Raw genomic sequence first — 17328 nt, 5'->3', positions numbered from 1 at the left:
GCCACGCCCGCTCCGGGCTGGAATCGATCGGTGAGCATTCGGCAGACGGCGCGGCTCCCGCGACGGCTCGGGGTCCGACGCGGATTCCGCCTCCATCCCGCGCAGGCGGTGGTCGCGGGATTCGCCGCGGCCGTGATCGGCGGCGCCCTGCTGCTGTGGCTGCCGCCGATGACCCGCGCGCCCGGCGGCACGAGCTTCGTCGATGCGCTGTTCACCGCCACGAGCGCCGTGTGCGTGACCGGCCTCACGGTCGTCGACACCGAGCTCCACTGGACGCCGCTGGGTCACGTCGTCATCCTCCTGCTCATCCAGCTCGGCGGCCTCGGCATCATGATCTTCGCCTCGCTCATCGGCCTGCTGCTCGCACGCAAGCTGTCGGTGCGGGCGCGCCTGAACACGGCGGCCGAGGCGAAGGCCGTCGGGTACGACGACGTGCGCGGGCTCGTCCGCGGCATCGTCCTGATCTCGTTCGCGATCGAGGGGGCGACCTGGGCGTTCCTGTTCCCGCGGCTCCTGTTCTCGTACGACCTCAGCCCTGCGGATGCCGCGTGGCACGCGCTCTTCCACTCGGTGTCCTCGTTCAACAACGCCGGCTTCGCCCTGTACTCCGACAACCTGACGGGCTACGTCGCCGACCCGTTCATCTGCCTGCCGATCTGCGCGGCGATCGTCCTCGGCGGCCTCGGGTTCCCCGTGATCATGCAGCTGCGCAAGGAGTTCACCCGCCCGCTGCACTGGTCCATGAACACCCGGCTCGTGCTGTGGGGCACCGCCGTGCTGCTCGTCGTCGGCACGGCCTACCTGACGTTCGTCGAGTGGGACAACCCCGACACGTTCGGTCCGCTCGATCCCGCGGCGAAGCTGCTCGCGGGGTTCTTCGCCTCGGTCCAGACGAGGACCGCGGGATTCAACAGCGTCGACGTCGGACTCATGCACGACGAGAGCTGGGTCGCGATGGACGCGTTGATGTTCATCGGCGGCGGGCCGGCGGGGACCGCCGGCGGCATCAAGGTGACCACGTTCGCGGTGCTGTACTTCATCCTGCTCACCGAGCTGCGGGGCGAGGGCGCCGTGAACATCTTCGGGAAGCGGCTGTCCCGCGCGGTGCATCGCCAGGCGATCACCGTGGTGCTCGTCGCGATGGGGGCCGTGATGGCCGCGACCCTCCTGCTGATGCACCTCACCGGACTCACGTTCGACGTGGTCGTGTTCGAGGCGATCTCGGCGTTCGCGACGGTGGGCCTCTCGACCGGCATCACGGCGAACCTGCCGCCCGCGGCCGAGGTCGTCCTCGTGCTGCTGATGTTCCTCGGCCGGATCGGCCCGCTCACGCTCGGCTCGGCGATCGCGCTCCGCGAGCGTCGCATCCTCTATCAGCTCCCCAAGGAAAGGCCCGCCATTGGCTAGGTTCTCGATCTTCGGCGGCGGCGCCGCCGACACGTCCCGCCGCATCGCCGAGGCCGACTCCGTCGCGGTCATCGGGCTCGGCCGGTTCGGAAGCTCGCTCGCGCTCGAGCTCATGCGGGCCGGCACCGAGGTGCTCGGCATCGACGCCGACGAGGAGATCGTCCAGTCGCTGAACGGCGAGCTCACGCAGGTCGTGCGGGCGGACTCGACCAAGGCCGAGGCGCTGGCGCAGCTCGCCGTCGACGAGTTCGACCGCGTGGTCGTCGCCATCGGCACCGACCTCACCGCCTCCATCCTGACCTGCTCGGTGCTGCTCGGCATGAAGACGCCCGTGATCTGGGCCAAGGCGGTCACCGAGCAGCACGCGCTCATCCTCGAGCAGCTGGGCGTGCACCACGTCATCCGGCCCGAGGCCGAGATGGGCAGGCGCGTGGCCCACCTCGTCCGCGGCGCGGCGCTCGACTACATCGAGATCGAGTCCGGCTACGCGATCGTGAAGTCCGCCCCGCCCGCCCGGCTGCACGGCGTGCCCCTCGGGCAGAGCGGCCTTCGCAAGGAGTTCGGCGTGACCGTCGCCGCGTACAAGAAGCCGGGCGCCGAGTGGCACAACGCCGACGCCGACACGGTCCTCGCCGAGGGCGACATGATCCTCATCGTCGGGCCCACCCGCAAGGCCGAGGGGTTCGCCCAGCTGCGCTGAACGCGTCGAGCGGATGCCGCGGCATCCGTGTCGCCGTCCGACGCGGCGGGCCCGCTTAGGGTGGAAGGCATGACCGACGCGACGAAGCCCTCCGGGATCATCCTCGACGAGCTCGACCCGCAGGTGCGTCCGCAGGACGACCTGTTCCGGCACGTCAACGGCAGGTGGATCGAACGCACCGAGATCCCGGCCGACAAGGCTCGCTACGGCAGCTTCATCGTGCTCTACGAGGAGGCCGAGCGGGCCGTCCGCGAGATCATCGAGGAGGCCCAGCGCGCCGAGCCGGGCACCGAGGCGCGCAAGGTGGGCGACCTCTACGCGTCGTTCATGAACGAGGAGCACGCGGAGCTGCTCGGCGCGACCCCGATCGCCGCGCAGCTCGTCGAGGCGTCGCTGCCCGGCACGGTGGACGAGCTGCTCGAGGCGGTCGGGCGGCTGGAGCGCCAGGGCATCTCGGGGTTCGTGCAGCTGTTCGTCGACAACGACCCGGGCGACCCCGAGCGCTACCTCGTGTTCGCCGAGCAGGGCGGCATCGGCCTGCCCGACGAGAGCTACTTCCGCGAGGAGCGCTTCGCCGCCATCCGCGACAAGTACCGCGCCCACCTCGAGCGGATGTTCGGGCTCGCCAAGCTCGACGACGTCGCGGCGCGGGCCGCGCGCGTCTTCGACCTCGAGGCCGAGATCGCGGCGACCCACTGGACCAACGTGGAGTCGCGCGACTCGCAGAAGACGTACAACCTCATGCCGTGGGCGGACGTCGCGGCCGCGGCATCCGTCGACCTCGACCGCTGGCGCGACGCCATGGGCGTGCCCGCGCACGCCTTCGACGAGCTCGTCGTGCGCCAGCCGAGCTTCCTCGAGGGCGTCGGCCGCCTGCTCACCGTCGACCGGCTGCCGGCGTGGCGCGACTGGCTCGCGTGGCAGGTCATCCGGTCGAGCGCCGCGTACCTCTCGAAGGACTTCGTCGACGCGAACTTCGACTTCTACGGCCGCACGCTCACGGGCACGCCCGAGCTGCGCGAGCGGTGGAAGCGGGCGGTCTCGTTCGTCGAGGGCTCGATGGGCGAGGCCGTCGGGCGCATCTACGTCGAGCGGCACTTCCCGCCCGCCGCGAAGGAGGCGATGGACGAGCTCGTCGCGAACCTCGTCGAGGCCTACCGGCAGTCGATCGCCGGCCTCGACTGGATGGGCGAGGAGACGCGCGCGAAGGCGCTCGACAAGCTCGAGAAGTTCACGCCGAAGATCGGCTACCCGGTGAAGTGGCGCGACTACTCGACGCTCGAGGTCGATGCCGCCGACCTCATCGCGAACGTCCGCGCGGCCGCCGAGTTCGAGTTCCAGCGGCAGCTCGGCAAGATCGGCGACCCGATCGACCGGGACGAGTGGTTCATGACCCCGCAGACCATCAACGCGTACTACAACCCCGGGTTCAACGAGATCGTGTTCCCGGCGGCGATCCTGCAGTTCCCGTTCTTCGACGCCGCACGCGACGCCGCGGCGAACTACGGCGCGATCGGCGCCGTCATCGGGCACGAGATCGGCCACGGGTTCGACGACCAGGGGTCGCGCTTCGACGGCGACGGGCGCCTCATCGACTGGTGGACCGAGGCCGACCGGGCCGCGTTCGAGGAGCGCACCCGGGCGCTCATCGACCAGTACGACGTGCTCGTGCCGCTGCAGCTCGACGGCGGGGCGCCCGAGGGCGAGGGCGGCGCGCCGCACCACGTGAACGGCGCGCTCACCATCGGCGAGAACATCGGCGACCTGGGCGGACTCGCGATCGCCTGGAAGGCCTACGTGCTCTCGCTCGGCGGCGCCGAGCCGCCGGTGGTCGACGGGATGACGGGCGCGCAGCGCTTCTTCCTCTCCTGGGCGCAGGCGTGGCAGATGAAGGGCCGCGACGAGGAGGTCATCCGCCTGCTCGCGATCGACCCGCACTCGCCGAACGAATTCCGCTGCAACCAGATCGTGCGCAACATCGACGAGTTCTACACTGGCTTCGAGGTGACTCCCGACGACGCGCTCTGGCTCGACCCCGCCGAGCGCGTCCGCATCTGGTAGCACCCGCCCCAGCCCCCGTCCGATCCCGTCGAGCGCACCGCGATGCCGCGGTGGGGAGCGCCCGGCCCCGTACAGGAAGTCCGTCCAGCCACCGTGGTGACCTCGTCGCAGGGTTCCGAGCGCCGTGCTCGGCACGCCGGCTTCCGACGTGGTCGCCACCGCACCGACGAGCACATCGAGGACTTCTCGCGCGGCTTCGACGCGCTCGGCGAGCTCGCGATCGCGGGCGTGCAGGTGTCGGCGCGCGCCACGGACCTCGCCACGGGGCGCGTGCTGTTCTCGGTCGACGACCACGTCGTCATGCCCACCGCGTCCATCGGCAAGGTGCTCCTGCTCGTCGAGGTCGCCACGCGTCTCGGCACGACGAGCGCCGAGGCGTTCACCGTGCTCGATCGCGATCCCCGCGACGCGGTCGGCGACTCCGGCATCTGGCAGCACCTGCAGACGCCGTCGCTGCCCATGGCCGACCTCGCCACGCTCGTCGGCGCGACGAGCGACAACCTCGCGACCAACGTCCTCATCCGCCACATCGGGCTCGAGGCGGTGCGCGCCCGCACCGAGACCCTCGGCCTCACGCGCACGGCGCTGCTCGACCTGGTGCGCGACCACCGCGGTCCGGATGACGCGCCGCAGCTCTCGATCGGCTCCGCGAAGGAGCTCACGTGGCTGTTCGCCGCCCTCGCTCGCGGCGAGATCGTGAGCCCCGAGGTGTCGCAGCGCGTGGTGGGGTGGCTGTCGCTCAACGCCGACCTCTCGATGGTCGCTTCGGCGTTCGGCCTCGACCCGCTCGCGCACCGGATGCCCGACCACGGGCTCCTGCTCATGAACAAGACGGGCACCGACGGGGGCGTCCGCAGCGAGGTCGGCGTGCTGCGCGGGCCGCGCGCGAGCGTCGCGTACGCCGTCTCGATGTACTACGCCGACACGCAGCTCGCCACGCGCCTCGCGGTGCTCGACGGCATGCGGCAGGTGGGCGCCGACCTGCTCGAGTACGTGCACTGAGTCGCGGGGGACTTCGGTCCCTCCGGCGTCCCCGCTCACGGACGACACTGGGACCACCCGATCCCCAGAACATGCCACCCGCCGTCCCCACGTCCCCGTCCGCCGAGGAGGGCGACGGGAACACGAAGGGACGACGATGTCCGAGTCCATCCCGACGGGCCGCCCGATCAGCCGTCGCGCGTTCATCGCCGCAGCCGGCGCCGCGGGCGCCGGGTTCATGCTCTACAGCCTGCTGCCGGGCGGCGAGCGCGTCGCGCTCGCGGAGATCCCCGGCGGGACGCTCGCGCCCGCCGAGGTGCCCAAATTCGTCACGCCGCTGCTGGTGCCGCCGGTCATGCCGCGCGCCGGGACGATCCGACGCCGTGGCGGCAAGCCGGTGGACTACTACGAGATCTCGATGCGGCAGTTCGCGCAGCAGGTGCTGCCGCCGCCGCTCCCCGCGACGACGGTGTGGGGCTACGGCGCCGTGACGTCGGCGAGCAGGAGGGGCCTGCTCGTCCACCACGCCCCGTCCCTCACGATCGAGACGACGTGGAACCGCCCCGTCCGGATCAAGTGGATCAACGACCTCGTGGGCCCGGACGGCACATGCCTGCCGCACCTCCTGCCCGTCGATCCGACGCTGCACTGGGCGAACCCGCCGGGCGGCACGGCGCATCGCGACAGCCGGCCGACCTTCACGGGGGCGACACCCGGTCCGTACACGGGCCCGGTGCCGATCGTCACGCACGTGCACGGCGCGGCCGGCGTCGGCGACGAGAGCGACGGCTACGCCGAGGCCTGGTACCTCCCCGACGGCGGCGGCATCCCGGTGGAGTACGCGACCGAGGGCACCTGGTACGACTTCTTCGCCGGCAAGGCCGCCGACGGGTTCGGCGCCACGTGGGGCCCCGGGTACGCCGTCTTCCAGTACCCGAACGACCAGCGCGAGTCGACGCTCTGGTACCACGACCACGCGCTCGGGATGACGCGCCTGAACGTCTACGCCGGGCCGGCGGGCTTCTTCATCGTGCGCGGCGGGCCCGAGGGCGAGAAGGCGGTCCTCGATGCGCGGACCGGAACCACCGCCGTGCTTCCCGGGCCCGCGCCGATCGAGGGCGACCGGTTCCCCTCGAACAAGACGTACTTCGAGATCCCGCTCGCGATCCAGGATCGCTCGTTCGACGCCGACGGCGAGCTGTTCTACCCCGATACGCGCGCGTTCTTCGACGGCATCGTCGGCGACTACCTCCCGGCGGGCGACTTCTCGCCGATCTGGCAGCCCGAGTTCTTCGGGAACATGCTCACCGTGAACGGCAGCACCTGGCCGTTCCACGCGGTCGAGCAGCGCCGCTACCGGTTCCGGGTGCTCAACGGCTGCCAGTCGCGCTTCCTCATCCTAGACTTCGGCGGCATCCCGGGCGTCGAGGTCTGGCAGATCGGCAACGAGGGCGGGTTCCTCGCTGCGCCGGTGAACCTCACCGCGGCGCACGGCAACCGCGTCCTCCTCGGGCTCGCGGAACGGGCCGACCTCGTCGTGGACTTCACGAACGTGCCCGTCGGCTCCCACGTGCTCGCCAACGTCGGTCCCGACGAGCCGTTCGGCGGGGGAATCCCCGGCGACGACTTCCCGGTCTCAGACCCGGACTCGACGGGGCAGGTCATGCAGTTCCGGGTGGTGCCGGCCGCGGCCCCCGACCCGACGACCCCGCCGCAGTTCCTCGTGCTGCCGCCGATCACGCCGCTGCCCGCCGAGACCGCCACGCGTCCCCTCGCGCTCATCGAGAAGATGGGCGAGGGCGTGGATGCCGCGGGCCTTCCCGTCGAGGGGCCCGTGGAGGCCCTGCTCGGCGACATCCAGGGGGGCGTCTGGGTCGAGCGCATGTGGGGCGAGGCGGTCACCGAGAACCCGCAGGTGGGCGCCGTCGAGGTGTGGGAGTTCGTCAACGCGACGGGCGACGCCCACCCGATGCACGTCCACGAGGTCGCGTTCGAGGTCGTGGACCGCGAGGGGCTGGTGCTCGACGGCGACGAGGTCGCGCAGCCCGTGCAGCCCGACGGGAACATCCGGCCGCCGGAACCCTGGGAGACCGGGTTCAAGGACACGGTCATCGCCTACCCGGGCGAGGTCACGCGCGTGCGCGCACGGTTCGACCATCCCGGCCAGTTCGTCTGGCACTGCCACAGCCGACCCCGCTCGCCGTCACCATCCCGATGCCCGACCTCGGGCCGGTGCCCGAACCCGACCCGCCGCTCTCCGAGGCCGAGTCGGAGGCGAAGCGGCTCGAGGCGGCCGACCAGAGCTGGTCCTGTCTCCTCCAGACGTGGCCGGACGCGGTCCGGCCGGCCGATCCGTTCGAGGGCTACCTCACCGACGACCAGCGGGTCGAGGTCATGACCGCGTGCCTCGAGGCCGCCGGCGTGCCCGTCGAGCGCGGGTACGGAAGCGCCGACCAGAGCGGCCCGGTGCTGAGCGTGCATCCGCTGCCGGAGACCGAGGCACAGGCCGTCGCCGGGTACGCCTGCGACGCGGCGCATCCGGTCCGCGTGGTCTCGGGCGGCCCGAACGACGCCGAACTCGGCTGGATCTTCGACTACCTGACCGAGTTCACCGCGCCCTGCTACGCGGCGAACGGCTACGACAACCCACCGCCGCCGAGCCGCGAGGAGTGGGTGTCGAAGTGGCCCGAGTTCGTCTGGTTCCCGTCGCCGGGCGACATGGTGCTCGAGCCGGAGGTCCAGGCGGCACTCGACGAGGCGTGCCCGCACGCTGACTCGACGATCCGGCGACGGCGCGCCGAGCAGGGCTGACGAACGAGGGGCGGATGCCGCAGCGTGCTCGCCGCGGCATCCGCCCCCGCCCCTGCACCGGGGTCGGTCAGCCCTTCTCGGCGCCCGCCGTCGTGTTCATGATCCGGCGCTGGAAGATGAAGAACAGCACCGCGACGGGGATCGTCATGAGCACGGCCGCCGCGAGCTGCAGCGGGAACTGGTTGCCCGAGCCGAGCTGTCCCGAGACGAGCGACGCGACACCCGTCGTGAGCGTGTTCAGCTCGGGGCTCTGCCGCGACACGATGAAGTGCTGCAACTCGTTCCACGAGCCCTGGAAGCTCAGGATGATGAGCGTGACCAGGGCCGGACGCGCCATCGGCAGCACGACCGACCAGAACCTGCGGAACTGCCCGGCGCCGTCGATGCGCGCCGCCTCCTCGATCGACACGGGGATCGAGTCGAAGAACTGCTTCATGATGAACACCCCGGCAGCCGTGGACAGCAGCGGGATGATCATGCCCGCGTACGAGTCGTACAGGCCGAGCTGCTGCAGGATCAGGAACCGCGGGATCAGCAGCACCACGCCCGGCACCGCGAGCACGCCGATGAAGAACAGGAACACGAACGCGCGTCCCCGGAACTGCAGCCGCGACAGCGCGTACCCCGCGAGGGAGTCGAAGAACACGCGCCCGATCGTGACGATCACGGTGACGAGCAGCGTGTTGCCGAACCACAGCGGGAACGGCGAGTCGGAGAACAGCCGCTCGTACGCCGCGAACGTGACCGTCTCGGGCATGAGCGAGAGGCCGTTCTGCGTGGCATCCGCGTCGGTCTTGAAGCTCCCCGCGACCGAGAGGATGAACGGGTAGATGTAGATGAGCGCCAGGCCGATGAGGATCAGGTAGCTCGTCCACAGTCCCGCCCGCACCTTGGCCGGGGTGCCGCGCCGCCGTCGGGCCGGCCGGGCGGCTGACGCGCCGGCGCCCTCGGTGACCACGGATCTCGTGCTGAGGTCGCTCATGGCCGGCTCCCGTCGCGTGTCGTGCGGCCCGTCTCGTCCGACGCGTCCGCGCCGGTGAGGAGCGCCCGATCGGTCGGGTCGGCGCCGACCACCGCCGAGGAGACGTCGGGCTCGTCGCGGCCTCCCGGGGCACCGCCGCGAGCCGGTCCGCGCCGCTTCGGTTCCTTGGGGTCGCGCTCGCGCAGCCACCAGCGTTGGAGGAGCGTGAGCACGATGATGAAGACGAACAGGATGAACGCGATCGCGGCGCCCTGCCCCCACTTGAGCTCGTCGAACGACGTCTCGTAGGCCAGGAACGCGGGCGTCTTGATGGTTCCGCCGGCGGTGGACCCGCCGAGCACGTAGATCTGGTCGAACACCTGCCACGAGCCGATGAGCCCGAGCGTGAGCACGGTGAACAGCGTCGGCCGGAGCATGGGAACGGTGACCGAGAAGAAGGTGCGGACGGGGCCGGCGCCGTCCATCCGCGCGGCCTCGTCGATCTCGCCGCCGATGGCCTGCAGTCCGGCGAGGAACAGGAGCATGAAGGTTCCGGAGGTCGTGAAGATCGCGAGCATGATCAGCGTGCTCATCGCGACGGACGGACCGGCGAGCCACTCCCACCAGGTGACGCCGAGCGGTCCGTCCTGGGCCAGCGCCTCCGGCGGACTGGTGACGCCGAAGACGGCGAGCACGTTGTGGAACACGCCGCTCGCGTCGTTCAGCCAGTTGGGTCCGCTGATGCCGAAGAAGCCGAGCACGGCGTTGATCGCGCCCGACGCGGTGAACAGGAACTGGAAGACGATCACGATCGCCACGGTCGACGTGACCGACGGGAAGTAGAACGCGGTGCGGAAGAAGCCGCGCCCGCGCAGCGCCGCGCGGTTGACCTGCACCGCGAGCAGGAGCGCCACGATCGTCTGCAGCGGCACCACGAAGACGACGTACCAGAGGTTGTTGCGCACGGCCCGGCCGAAGTTCTGCTGGTCGAGCCCCGGCTCCGTGGTGATCGCGGCGTAGTTCTCGAGGCCGACGAAGTTCACGTTCGGGTTGAGCGGCGACCGGAAGCCGTTCCAGTCGCTGAAGCTCACCCAGAGGGCGAGCAGGATCGGGACGGCGAGGAACACCACCACGATGACGACGGCGGGCGTGACGAAGAGCCAGCCCGCGCGGGCCTCGCCGCGGCGGATGCCTCCGCCGCGACGAGACCCGGACGCGGTGCCGGTCATGATCAGCCGTTCGCCTCGTCGGCGGCGGCCTGGAGGTTCTCCTGGAACGGCCCGAGCACGGCCGCCGGGTCGGCGAGCCCCTGCGTCTCGAGCGACGAGTTGAAGTCCGCCACCGCCGCGGCGGCGCCCGCGAAGGCCACCGGGCTCTGCGCGTACTCGACGCCGGCCACGAAGGCCTCGTTCTCCGGGAACTGCTCGGCGTACGCGGCGGAGCCCGACTCGGTCGACGGGATCACGCCGAACGCCTCGGCGAACGCCAGCTGCTGCTCGTCGGCCGTGAAGTACTCGACGAGGTCGACCGCAGCGTCGCGCGTCTCGGAACCGGCCGGGATGCCCCAGCAGTTGCTGAACGCGAACGTCGACGGACCGCCGGGGCCCTCGGGCAGTTCGACGCTGATGAACTCGCGGTCCGGGTAGTCGTTGACCATCGCGCCGTTGATCCACGGACCTTCGATCACCATGGCGGCGGTTCCCAGGCCGAAGGCCTCACCGGCCCAGCCGGCCTCGAGGTCCTGCGGGTACGCGAGCGCGCCCGCGTCGATCATGCCCTGCAGGTACTCCAGCGCCTCGGCGTTCTCCGGGGAGTCGGCGGTCACTTCGCCGTCCGCGTAGACGCCGCCGCCCGCCTGTCCCATGAACGCGCCGATGCGCTGGTATTCACGGCCCATCGAGAGCCCGACCTGCTCGCCGGTCGTGAGCTGCTCCGCCACCGCCTGGAGGCCGTCCCAGTCGGTCGGCACGTCGGCGTCCGTGAGGCCGGCGGCCTCCCACGCGGCCGTGTTGATCTGCAGAGCGAGCGTCGAGAAGTCCTTCGGCGCGCAGTAGAACTGGTCCTCGTAGCTGAACTGCTCGCGCAGCGCCGGCAGGAAGTCGTCGGCGTTCTCGAGGTCCTCGGCGTACGGCTCGATGAAGCCCTGCGCCGCGTAGGTCTGGAACTGGTCCCAGGGCATGTAGAACAGGTCGGGCGGGTTGTTGCCCGAGAAGCCCTGGCCGAGCTGCTGCACGAGGTCGTTCGCGGCGACGACCTCGACGGTGTTGCCGGACTCCTCGGCCCACGCCTCGGCGGCCTCGGTGACCGCGGTGGTCTCGGCGTCGCCGGACGAGCCGATCAGGATCGTCAGGTCCTGTCCGCTCGCCTCACCGCCGCCGTCGCCGTCCCCGCCTCCCGGGGAGCAGGCGGCTAGGGTGATGACGAGTCCCGTCGCCAGTGCGGCGGCGCTCCATTGTGATGTCCTCACGATGTATCCCTTCTGTGATTGCCGGCCTCAGGTGCCGGGGATCGCGTCGAGCGCCAGGTGTCCAGGCCGTCGCTCGACGAGATGGGGCGCGAGGAGCCGGTTCGCCGGCTCCTCGTCGCTGCTCGGGTTCGGGCGAACGTCGTCGCCCTCGGGCCCGAACAGCAGGTCGAGTGCCGCGGCGACGACGTCGTCGAGGGGCTGCTCGATGCTCGAGAGCCCCACGGCCGCGGCCACGGGGGTGTCGTCGAATCCGACGACGGGCAGTGCCGGTCGCCCGGCGGTGCGGGCGGCGATCATCGCGCCGAGCGCGAGGGAGTCGCTCGCGCACACGATCGCGTCGGGCGGCTCGGGGAGCGCGAGCAGCTCGGCGGCGGCGCGCGAGCCCTCGGTGACGCCGTCCTCGGTGTGCCGGCTGAGGCGTTCGCGGGCTCCGGTGTCGAGGCCGCACTCGGCCTCCCATCCGGCCCGCCGCTCGTCGCCCGTCCCGGAGCCGTCGGGCCAGCCGATCCAGCCCACGCGCCCGGCGCCCTGGCCGCGGAGGTGCCGCACGGTGGCGGCGACGCCGGCGCGGCCGTCGACGTCGACCCAGCGGTGGGGCACGGCCCGCGTCTCCGGGTCCCAGGGGCGGCCGAACGACACGAAGGGCACGCCGAGCTCGGTGAGGGTTCGGATGCGCTCGTCGCCGTGCGTGGTCGCGGTGAGCACGAAGGCGTCGACGTCGGAGCCTTCCCGGAGGCGGCGGATCCGGGCGAGCTCGTCGGCCGGGTCGTCGGCCGAGAAGACCATCACGCGGAGCCTGCGCGCGTCGGCGTGCTCGGTGAGCTTGTGCAGGAAGCGGTCGAGCACGGCGCCGGAAATGCCGTCGCGCCACGGATCGATGCGGATGCCGATCGTGGCCGACTTGCGCGTGCGCAGCCGGCGGGCGGAGGCGTGCGGCCGGTAGCCGAGCCGATCGATCGCCTCGAGCACGCGCTCGCGGGTCGCGTCGCGCACGATGTCGGGGCTGTTCAGCACGTTCGACACCGTCTGGCGCGAGACCCCGGCGGCCTGGGCCACGTCGTCGACGGTCGGCATCCGTGACACTGCGCCTCCCTTGGCCTCGTGCGGATCGTCTGCGATGACGATCTTCGGAAATCTCCTGATTTGATCGATCAAATCTTTGCTAATGTTGCCCACAATCCGACAGCGGTGTCAACCCATGCGGCGTCACCGTTCCATCACGAACCGGAAGCGAGCACACCGTGACCGCACCACTCCAGCCACTGCTGCACGACGCGCTGGCGGTCCTGCGGGCGCCCACCCAGGTCTGGTCGTCGCCCGACGGCGGCATCGGCCGTGCGCCCGTCCACGGCATCTACAGTGCCGACGTCCGGCTCGTGCGCGGCCTGCGCCTCACGGTCGACGGCCACGAGCCGGAGCACCTCGCCACCGGCGGCGAACGCAGCGACCGGGTCCGCATCGACGCGCTCGTGCGCACCCTCGACGACCCCACGCCCGACCCCGGCGTCCGGCTCGTGCTCGAACGCGCGGTCGACGCCGACGGCGTCGGCGACACGCTCACGCTGCGCAACCGCCGGTCCGTCGACGTGCGCGCCCGGGTCGAGATCGAGCTCGAACCCGATGCGACCCCCGTCGATCACGTGAAGCTCGGCGCCGCCGCCGGTTCGTCCGTCCGGGCCGCCCTCGCGGCCGGTGCGGCCGTGTGGTCGGGGGAGGAGGTCTCCGCGCGACTCACCGCCCGGGGGCTCGAGCCGGCGGCCGACGACCGCGGCATCCGCCTCACCGCCGACCTCGTCGTGCCCGCCGCCGGCGAGGCGACCGTCGGATGGCGCCTCGACGTCGTCGACGAGGCCGCCGTCGTGCGCGGCGTCGACACGCCCGCGCCCTGGAGCACGCCCGCGGTCGTCGCCGCCGACGACCGGCTCGCGCGCTGGATCGCACACGGCCTCGCCGACCTCGACGTGCTGCGCATGACGACCGTGCGGCAGCCCGACGCCGAGTTCATCGCCGCGGGCGCACCCTGGTTCTTCACCCTCTTCGGCCGCGACTCCATCTGGACGGCGCGCATGCTCCTCCCGCTCGGCACCGGGCTCGCGGGCGACACCCTCCGAGTACTCGCGGGCCTGCAGGGCACCCGCGTCGACGACGCCACCGCCGAGGAGCCCGGCAAGATCATGCACGAGCTGCGTCGCGCGGCCCTCGCGCTCGACGGCGACGAGGGGGAACTGCCGCCGCTCTACTACGGCACGGTCGACGCGACCGCCCTCTGGATCTCGCTGCTGCACGACGCGTGGCGCTGGGGCCTGCCCGACGACGAGGTGCGCGCCCTGCTGCCGAACCTGCAGGCCGCCCTCGCGTGGATGCGCGACCACGGCGACGCCGACGGCGACGGCCTCCTGGAGTACGTCGACCGGTCGGGCCGCGGCCTCGCCAACCAGGGCTGGAAGGACTCGGGCGACTCGGTCCAGTGGCGCGACGGCTCGCTCGCCGAGGGACCGATCGCCCTGTGCGAGGTGCAGGCGTACGCCTACGAGGCCGCGATGCACGGTGCCGAGCTGCTCGATGCGTTCCACCTCGATGGCGCGGCCGGATGGCGCGACTGGGCCGCGCGCCTGCGCGAGCGATTCCACGCCGAGTTCTGGATCGACGATCCCGCGGGCGCCTACCCGGCGATCGCGCTCGACGCGCGGAAGCGTCCGGTCGACACCGTCACGTCGAACATCGGGCACCTGCTCGGCACGGGGCTGCTCGACGACGACCAGGTCGACCTCGTCGTGCGCCGCCTCACCCACCCGACGCTCGACTCCGGGTTCGGCCTGCGCACCATGTCGACCGACTCGGGCGGGTACTGGCCGCTGAGCTACCACGGCGGCACGGTGTGGGCGCACGACACCGCGATCGCGGTGCTCGGCCTCGCACGCGAGGGTCGCGGGGCGGATGCCGCGGGCCTGGTCGACGGGCTCCTCCGGGCCGCGGCGGGCTTCGGGTACCGGATGCCCGAGCTCCACTCGGGCGACCCCGCGAGCGAGGTCGCGGTACCCGTGCCGTACCCGGCCGCGTGCCGGCCGCAGGCGTGGTCCGCGGCGGCATCCGTCGCGGTGCTCACCGCGGTGCTCGGACTCGAACCCGACGGCGACGAGGTGCGGACGAGCCCCATCGACTCGTTCGGCCGCGTCGCCGTCGCCGGCATCCGCGTCGGCCGACGCGAGGTCCGCGTCGGGTAGGCGGACGAGCTCAGGCGAGCTTGCGGATGACGCGGCCGAGCGCCTCGGCGACCTCGGCGCCGTCGGGCGGCGGAGCATCCTCGGCGCGCCGCGACCAGCTCATCCCGACGTAGCGCATCACGCCCGCGAGCAGGTGCGTCACGATCTCGGCCTCCTCGGCGATGCCGGCGAGCTCGGCCTCGTCGGCCCCCGCGCGGATCGCCTGCTGGCGCAGCCGGAGTTCGACGATCTCGCGCAGCTCGCCCTCGATCTCGGCCAGGCGCTCCATCTGCCGCGCCATGAGCAGGGGATCCGCCGAGATGGCGCGGATACGCCGGGCCATCAGGCCCGGGTCGCCCGGGAGGCGCGACGGGTCGATCCGCACCAGCCCGACCGCCTCGGCGAGGAGCGGCCCGTCGGAGACGATGAACTCCCGGGCCGCCCGCTCGTCGATCCGCGGGAGGTCGGGCCCCAGCAGCGCGGCATCCTTCGTCTTGAAGTGGTTGAAGAACGTGCGCTGGCTGACCCCCGCCGCCCGGCAGATCATGTCGACCGTGACCCCGTCGTACCCGTGCTCGAGCACGAGGTCGACGGTGGCCCGCTCGATCGCCGCGGTCGTCTCGGCGACGCCTCGGCGGCGCGCACCCGGCTCGGTCGACATGATCTGCTCCTCGGTCTACTCGTACCGTAGCGACTCGATCGGGTCCTGCCGGGCCGCGCGCCGCGCGGGAAGCACGCCCGAGAGGAACGCGATCAGCATGATCACGACGATCACGGTCGCGACCGTGGCGGGCTCGAACAGCAGGAGCGTGAGGCCCGGCAGGTCGGCGAGCACCGTCGACGCGGCGCCCGCCGAGATGGCCGAGCCGACGCCGATCGCGGCCAGGGCGCCGATCGCCGACCCGAGCAGGCCGATCACGACCGCCTCCAGGCTGAACAGGCCGAACACCCGTCCGTTCGACATGCCCATCGCCTTCATGAGGCCGATCTCGCGCGTGCGCTCCTGCACGCTCATGAGCAGCGTGTTCACGATGCCGAAGGATGCCGCGATGAGCGCGACGACGGCGAAGGCGCTGAGCACGCCGATGATGCCGGTGATCACGGTCTGGATGACGCCGAGCTGGTCCTCGACCGTCTGCCCGGCGAGGTCGGCGTCGGCGAGGTCGGCCTTGACGGCGTCGACGTCGGCCGCCGTCACCGCGCCGTCGGCGCCCGTGCCCTCGAGGTACGCGACCGCGACGGCGTAGGCGTTCGGCTGGCCGGGCACGGCCTGCGCGTCGGCGATCTCGTCGGTCAGCGCCTGGCTCACGCCGGACCCGGCGGCGAGCAGGCTGGTCCGCGCGACGCCGACCACCTCGGCCTCGGCGGCCTGCTCGACCATGGCGGCGTCGGTGTAGCCGAGCGCGACCGTCTCGCCGATCGCCGAGTCGGCGTCGTCGAAGCCGAGCGCGTCGACGTAGTCCTCGGGCAGGATGATCTGGAAGTCGTCCGACTCCTGGTCGAGCTGCGTCCCCGCGACGAGGTCGCTGCGGCCGATCGACGACGTCGGATTCACCTCGAGCTCGTACTTCGCGCCGTCGCCGGCGTCCGCATCGGCGGCGACCCAGTCGACCGAGATCTGCTGCACGGGCTCGACCCGCTGGACCCCGGCGATGGCCCGGGTGCTCTCGAGGTCGTCGTCGTTCAGCAGCGTGCCGGCGCCGAGGGGGTTCGCCTGACCGGACTGCTGCCGGCCGTCCGGGTCGTACTCGTTCGGGCCGTCGGTCGTGTCGGTGGACGCGGCCGGCGTCACGAGCAGCACGTCGCCCGTGCTGAGCGACTCGACCTGCGTGGTGACGTAGTCGTTGACCCCCGCCCCGAGCGCCGTGGTGAGGGTGAGCGTGAACGCGCCGACGAAGAGGCTGAGCGCGGTGAGGGTCGTGCGGAGCCGGCTGCGGAAGGCGTTGCGGGTCGCGGTGGCGATGACGTCGGCGGACCTCATCGGGCCGCTCCTTCCGTGACGAGGGATGCCGTGGCATCCGAGGGGGCGATGATGCGGCCGTCGGCGATGGTGATGCGCCGGTCGCAGCGGGCGGCGAGCTCCTCGTCGTGGGTGACGACGACGAGCGTGATGCCGCGATCGCGCTGCAGGCCGAAGAGCAGGTCCTCGACCTGGCGGCCGGTGGCGGAGTCGAGGTTGCCCGTCGGCTCGTCGGCGAAGATCACGTCGGGCTCGTTGACCAGGGCGCGTGCGATGACGACGCGCTGCTTCTGCCCGCCCGAGAGGTCGGTCGCGCGGTTCCGGGCCTTGTCGGCGAGGCCGAGCGACTCGAGCACGGCCATTCCCCGGCGCGTGCGCTCGCGCGGTGCGACCCCGGCGACGAGGAGGGGGAGCGTCACGTTCTCGAGGACGCTCTGCTGCGCGGTCAGGAAGAACTGCTGGAACACGAAGCCGAACCGCTCGTTGCGGAGCCGGTTCAGCGTCCGCGCGCCGGCGCCCGCGACGTCCTCGCCGTCGACTTCGATGCGCCCGGCGTTCGGACGGTCGAGGAGCGCGAGCAGGTGCATGAGCGTGGACTTGCCCGACCCGGACCGGCCGACGATGGCGAGCGATTCGCCGCGACGCACGTCGAGGCTGACGCCCTTCAGCGCGTCGAAGCGCGTCTCGCCGGAGCCGTAGGACTTCGCGAGGTCGACGGCGCGGAGCACGGGGGCGCCTCGGGGCGGTGGGGCGGCGGGGGTCATGGCAGTCCTTTCA

At 71.9% G+C, this 17328-nt stretch carries 14 protein-coding genes; 7 read left to right on the top strand and 7 right to left on the bottom strand.

Annotated features, from left to right (window positions below; all coding sequences use genetic code 11):
- Positions 1–30: 30 nt before the first annotated feature.
- From WBQ80_RS09685 to WBQ80_RS09660, 6 genes are all read left to right on the top strand, one after another.
- Entirely contained in the window at positions 31–1407 is a 1377-nt protein-coding gene (locus WBQ80_RS09685) for a TrkH family potassium uptake protein (RefSeq protein ID WP_336570725.1), read from the top strand.
- Positions 1400–2107, top strand: a complete 708-nt coding sequence (locus WBQ80_RS09680) for a potassium channel family protein (RefSeq protein WP_336570726.1) — start codon at positions 1400–1402, stop codon at positions 2105–2107. Before WBQ80_RS09685 ends, WBQ80_RS09680 begins: the two co-directional genes overlap by 8 nt.
- Before the next feature lie 69 nt (positions 2108–2176).
- On the top strand, positions 2177–4168 hold the full coding sequence (locus tag WBQ80_RS09675) for a M13 family metallopeptidase (RefSeq protein WP_336570727.1): 1992 nt from the start codon (positions 2177–2179) through the stop codon (positions 4166–4168).
- 93 nt (positions 4169–4261) lie between these two features.
- A complete protein-coding gene (locus tag WBQ80_RS09670) occupies positions 4262–5170 on the top strand; it encodes a serine hydrolase (protein ID WP_442892664.1) in 909 nt (302 codons plus the stop codon).
- A 136-nt stretch (positions 5171–5306) separates the two neighbouring features.
- A complete protein-coding gene (locus WBQ80_RS09665; RefSeq protein ID WP_336570729.1) occupies positions 5307–7547 on the top strand; it encodes a multicopper oxidase family protein in 2241 nt (746 codons plus the stop codon).
- Positions 7544–7960 (top strand): hypothetical protein, encoded by a 417-nt coding sequence (locus WBQ80_RS09660; protein WP_336570730.1) that lies wholly within the window; start codon positions 7544–7546, stop codon positions 7958–7960. The genes WBQ80_RS09665 and WBQ80_RS09660 overlap by 4 nt, the downstream gene beginning before the upstream one ends.
- Before the next feature lie 67 nt (positions 7961–8027).
- Here the strand turns inward: WBQ80_RS09660 and WBQ80_RS09655 are convergent, their stop codons facing one another.
- From WBQ80_RS09655 to WBQ80_RS09640, 4 genes are read right to left on the bottom strand one after another with little or no spacing between them, the layout of a single operon-like run.
- Complete coding sequence (locus WBQ80_RS09655) at positions 8028–8942, bottom strand: carbohydrate ABC transporter permease (protein ID WP_336570731.1); 915 nt, start codon at positions 8940–8942, stop codon at positions 8028–8030.
- Complete coding sequence (locus WBQ80_RS09650; RefSeq protein WP_336570732.1) at positions 8939–10150, bottom strand: carbohydrate ABC transporter permease; 1212 nt, start codon at positions 10148–10150, stop codon at positions 8939–8941. The genes WBQ80_RS09655 and WBQ80_RS09650 overlap by 4 nt, the downstream gene beginning before the upstream one ends.
- A gap of 2 nt (positions 10151–10152) precedes the next feature.
- On the bottom strand, positions 10153–11388 hold the full coding sequence (locus tag WBQ80_RS09645; RefSeq protein WP_336570733.1) for a sugar ABC transporter substrate-binding protein: 1236 nt from the start codon (positions 11386–11388) through the stop codon (positions 10153–10155).
- Between the two features lie 27 nt (positions 11389–11415).
- Complete coding sequence (locus WBQ80_RS09640) at positions 11416–12462, bottom strand: LacI family DNA-binding transcriptional regulator (protein WP_336570852.1); 1047 nt, start codon at positions 12460–12462, stop codon at positions 11416–11418.
- 167 nt (positions 12463–12629) lie between these two features.
- On the opposite strand from WBQ80_RS09640, the gene WBQ80_RS09635 reads away from it, so the two are divergent.
- Positions 12630–14612, top strand: coding sequence for a glycogen debranching N-terminal domain-containing protein (locus WBQ80_RS09635; protein WP_336570734.1), 1983 nt, complete (start codon positions 12630–12632; stop codon positions 14610–14612).
- A 10-nt stretch (positions 14613–14622) separates the two neighbouring features.
- On the opposite strand, the gene WBQ80_RS09630 is transcribed toward WBQ80_RS09635, so the two are convergent.
- Genes WBQ80_RS09630 through WBQ80_RS09620 form a run of 3 tightly spaced genes read right to left on the bottom strand, consistent with a single transcriptional unit; the run spans position 14623 to position 17315 of the window.
- Complete coding sequence (locus WBQ80_RS09630; protein WP_336570735.1) at positions 14623–15252, bottom strand: TetR/AcrR family transcriptional regulator; 630 nt, start codon at positions 15250–15252, stop codon at positions 14623–14625.
- Between the two features lie 15 nt (positions 15253–15267).
- The gene (locus WBQ80_RS09625; protein WP_336570736.1) at positions 15268–16572 is read right to left on the bottom strand and encodes an ABC transporter permease; all 1305 of its coding nucleotides are present in this window, start codon (positions 16570–16572) and stop codon (positions 15268–15270) included.
- Complete coding sequence (locus tag WBQ80_RS09620; protein WP_336570737.1) at positions 16569–17315, bottom strand: ABC transporter ATP-binding protein; 747 nt, start codon at positions 17313–17315, stop codon at positions 16569–16571. The genes WBQ80_RS09625 and WBQ80_RS09620 overlap by 4 nt, the downstream gene beginning before the upstream one ends.
- Between the last annotated feature and the right edge of the window lie 13 nt (positions 17316–17328).

Source organism: Agromyces sp. CCNWLW213, from assembly GCF_037199545.1.
Taxonomy (GTDB): Bacteria; Actinomycetota; Actinomycetes; order Actinomycetales; family Microbacteriaceae; genus Agromyces.
This window is presented reverse-complemented; position numbering and strand designations above follow the sequence as displayed.

Coding starts and splice junctions, on each gene's coding strand:
- WBQ80_RS09675 (WP_336570727.1), top strand. CDS start 2,177: ATGACCGACGCGACGAAGCCCTCCGGGATCATCCTCGACGAGCTCGAC.
- WBQ80_RS09665 (WP_336570729.1), top strand. CDS start 5,307: ATGTCCGAGTCCATCCCGACGGGCCGCCCGATCAGCCGTCGCGCGTTC.
- WBQ80_RS09660 (WP_336570730.1), top strand. CDS start 7,544: ATGACCGCGTGCCTCGAGGCCGCCGGCGTGCCCGTCGAGCGCGGGTAC.
- WBQ80_RS09655 (WP_336570731.1), bottom strand. CDS start 8,942: ATGAGCGACCTCAGCACGAGATCCGTGGTCACCGAGGGCGCCGGCGCG.
- WBQ80_RS09650 (WP_336570732.1), bottom strand. CDS start 10,150: ATGACCGGCACCGCGTCCGGGTCTCGTCGCGGCGGAGGCATCCGCCGC.
- WBQ80_RS09640 (WP_336570852.1), bottom strand. CDS start 12,462: ATGCCGACCGTCGACGACGTGGCCCAGGCCGCCGGGGTCTCGCGCCAG.
- WBQ80_RS09630 (WP_336570735.1), bottom strand. CDS start 15,252: ATGTCGACCGAGCCGGGTGCGCGCCGCCGAGGCGTCGCCGAGACGACC.
- WBQ80_RS09625 (WP_336570736.1), bottom strand. CDS start 16,572: ATGAGGTCCGCCGACGTCATCGCCACCGCGACCCGCAACGCCTTCCGC.
- WBQ80_RS09620 (WP_336570737.1), bottom strand. CDS start 17,315: ATGACCCCCGCCGCCCCACCGCCCCGAGGCGCCCCCGTGCTCCGCGCC.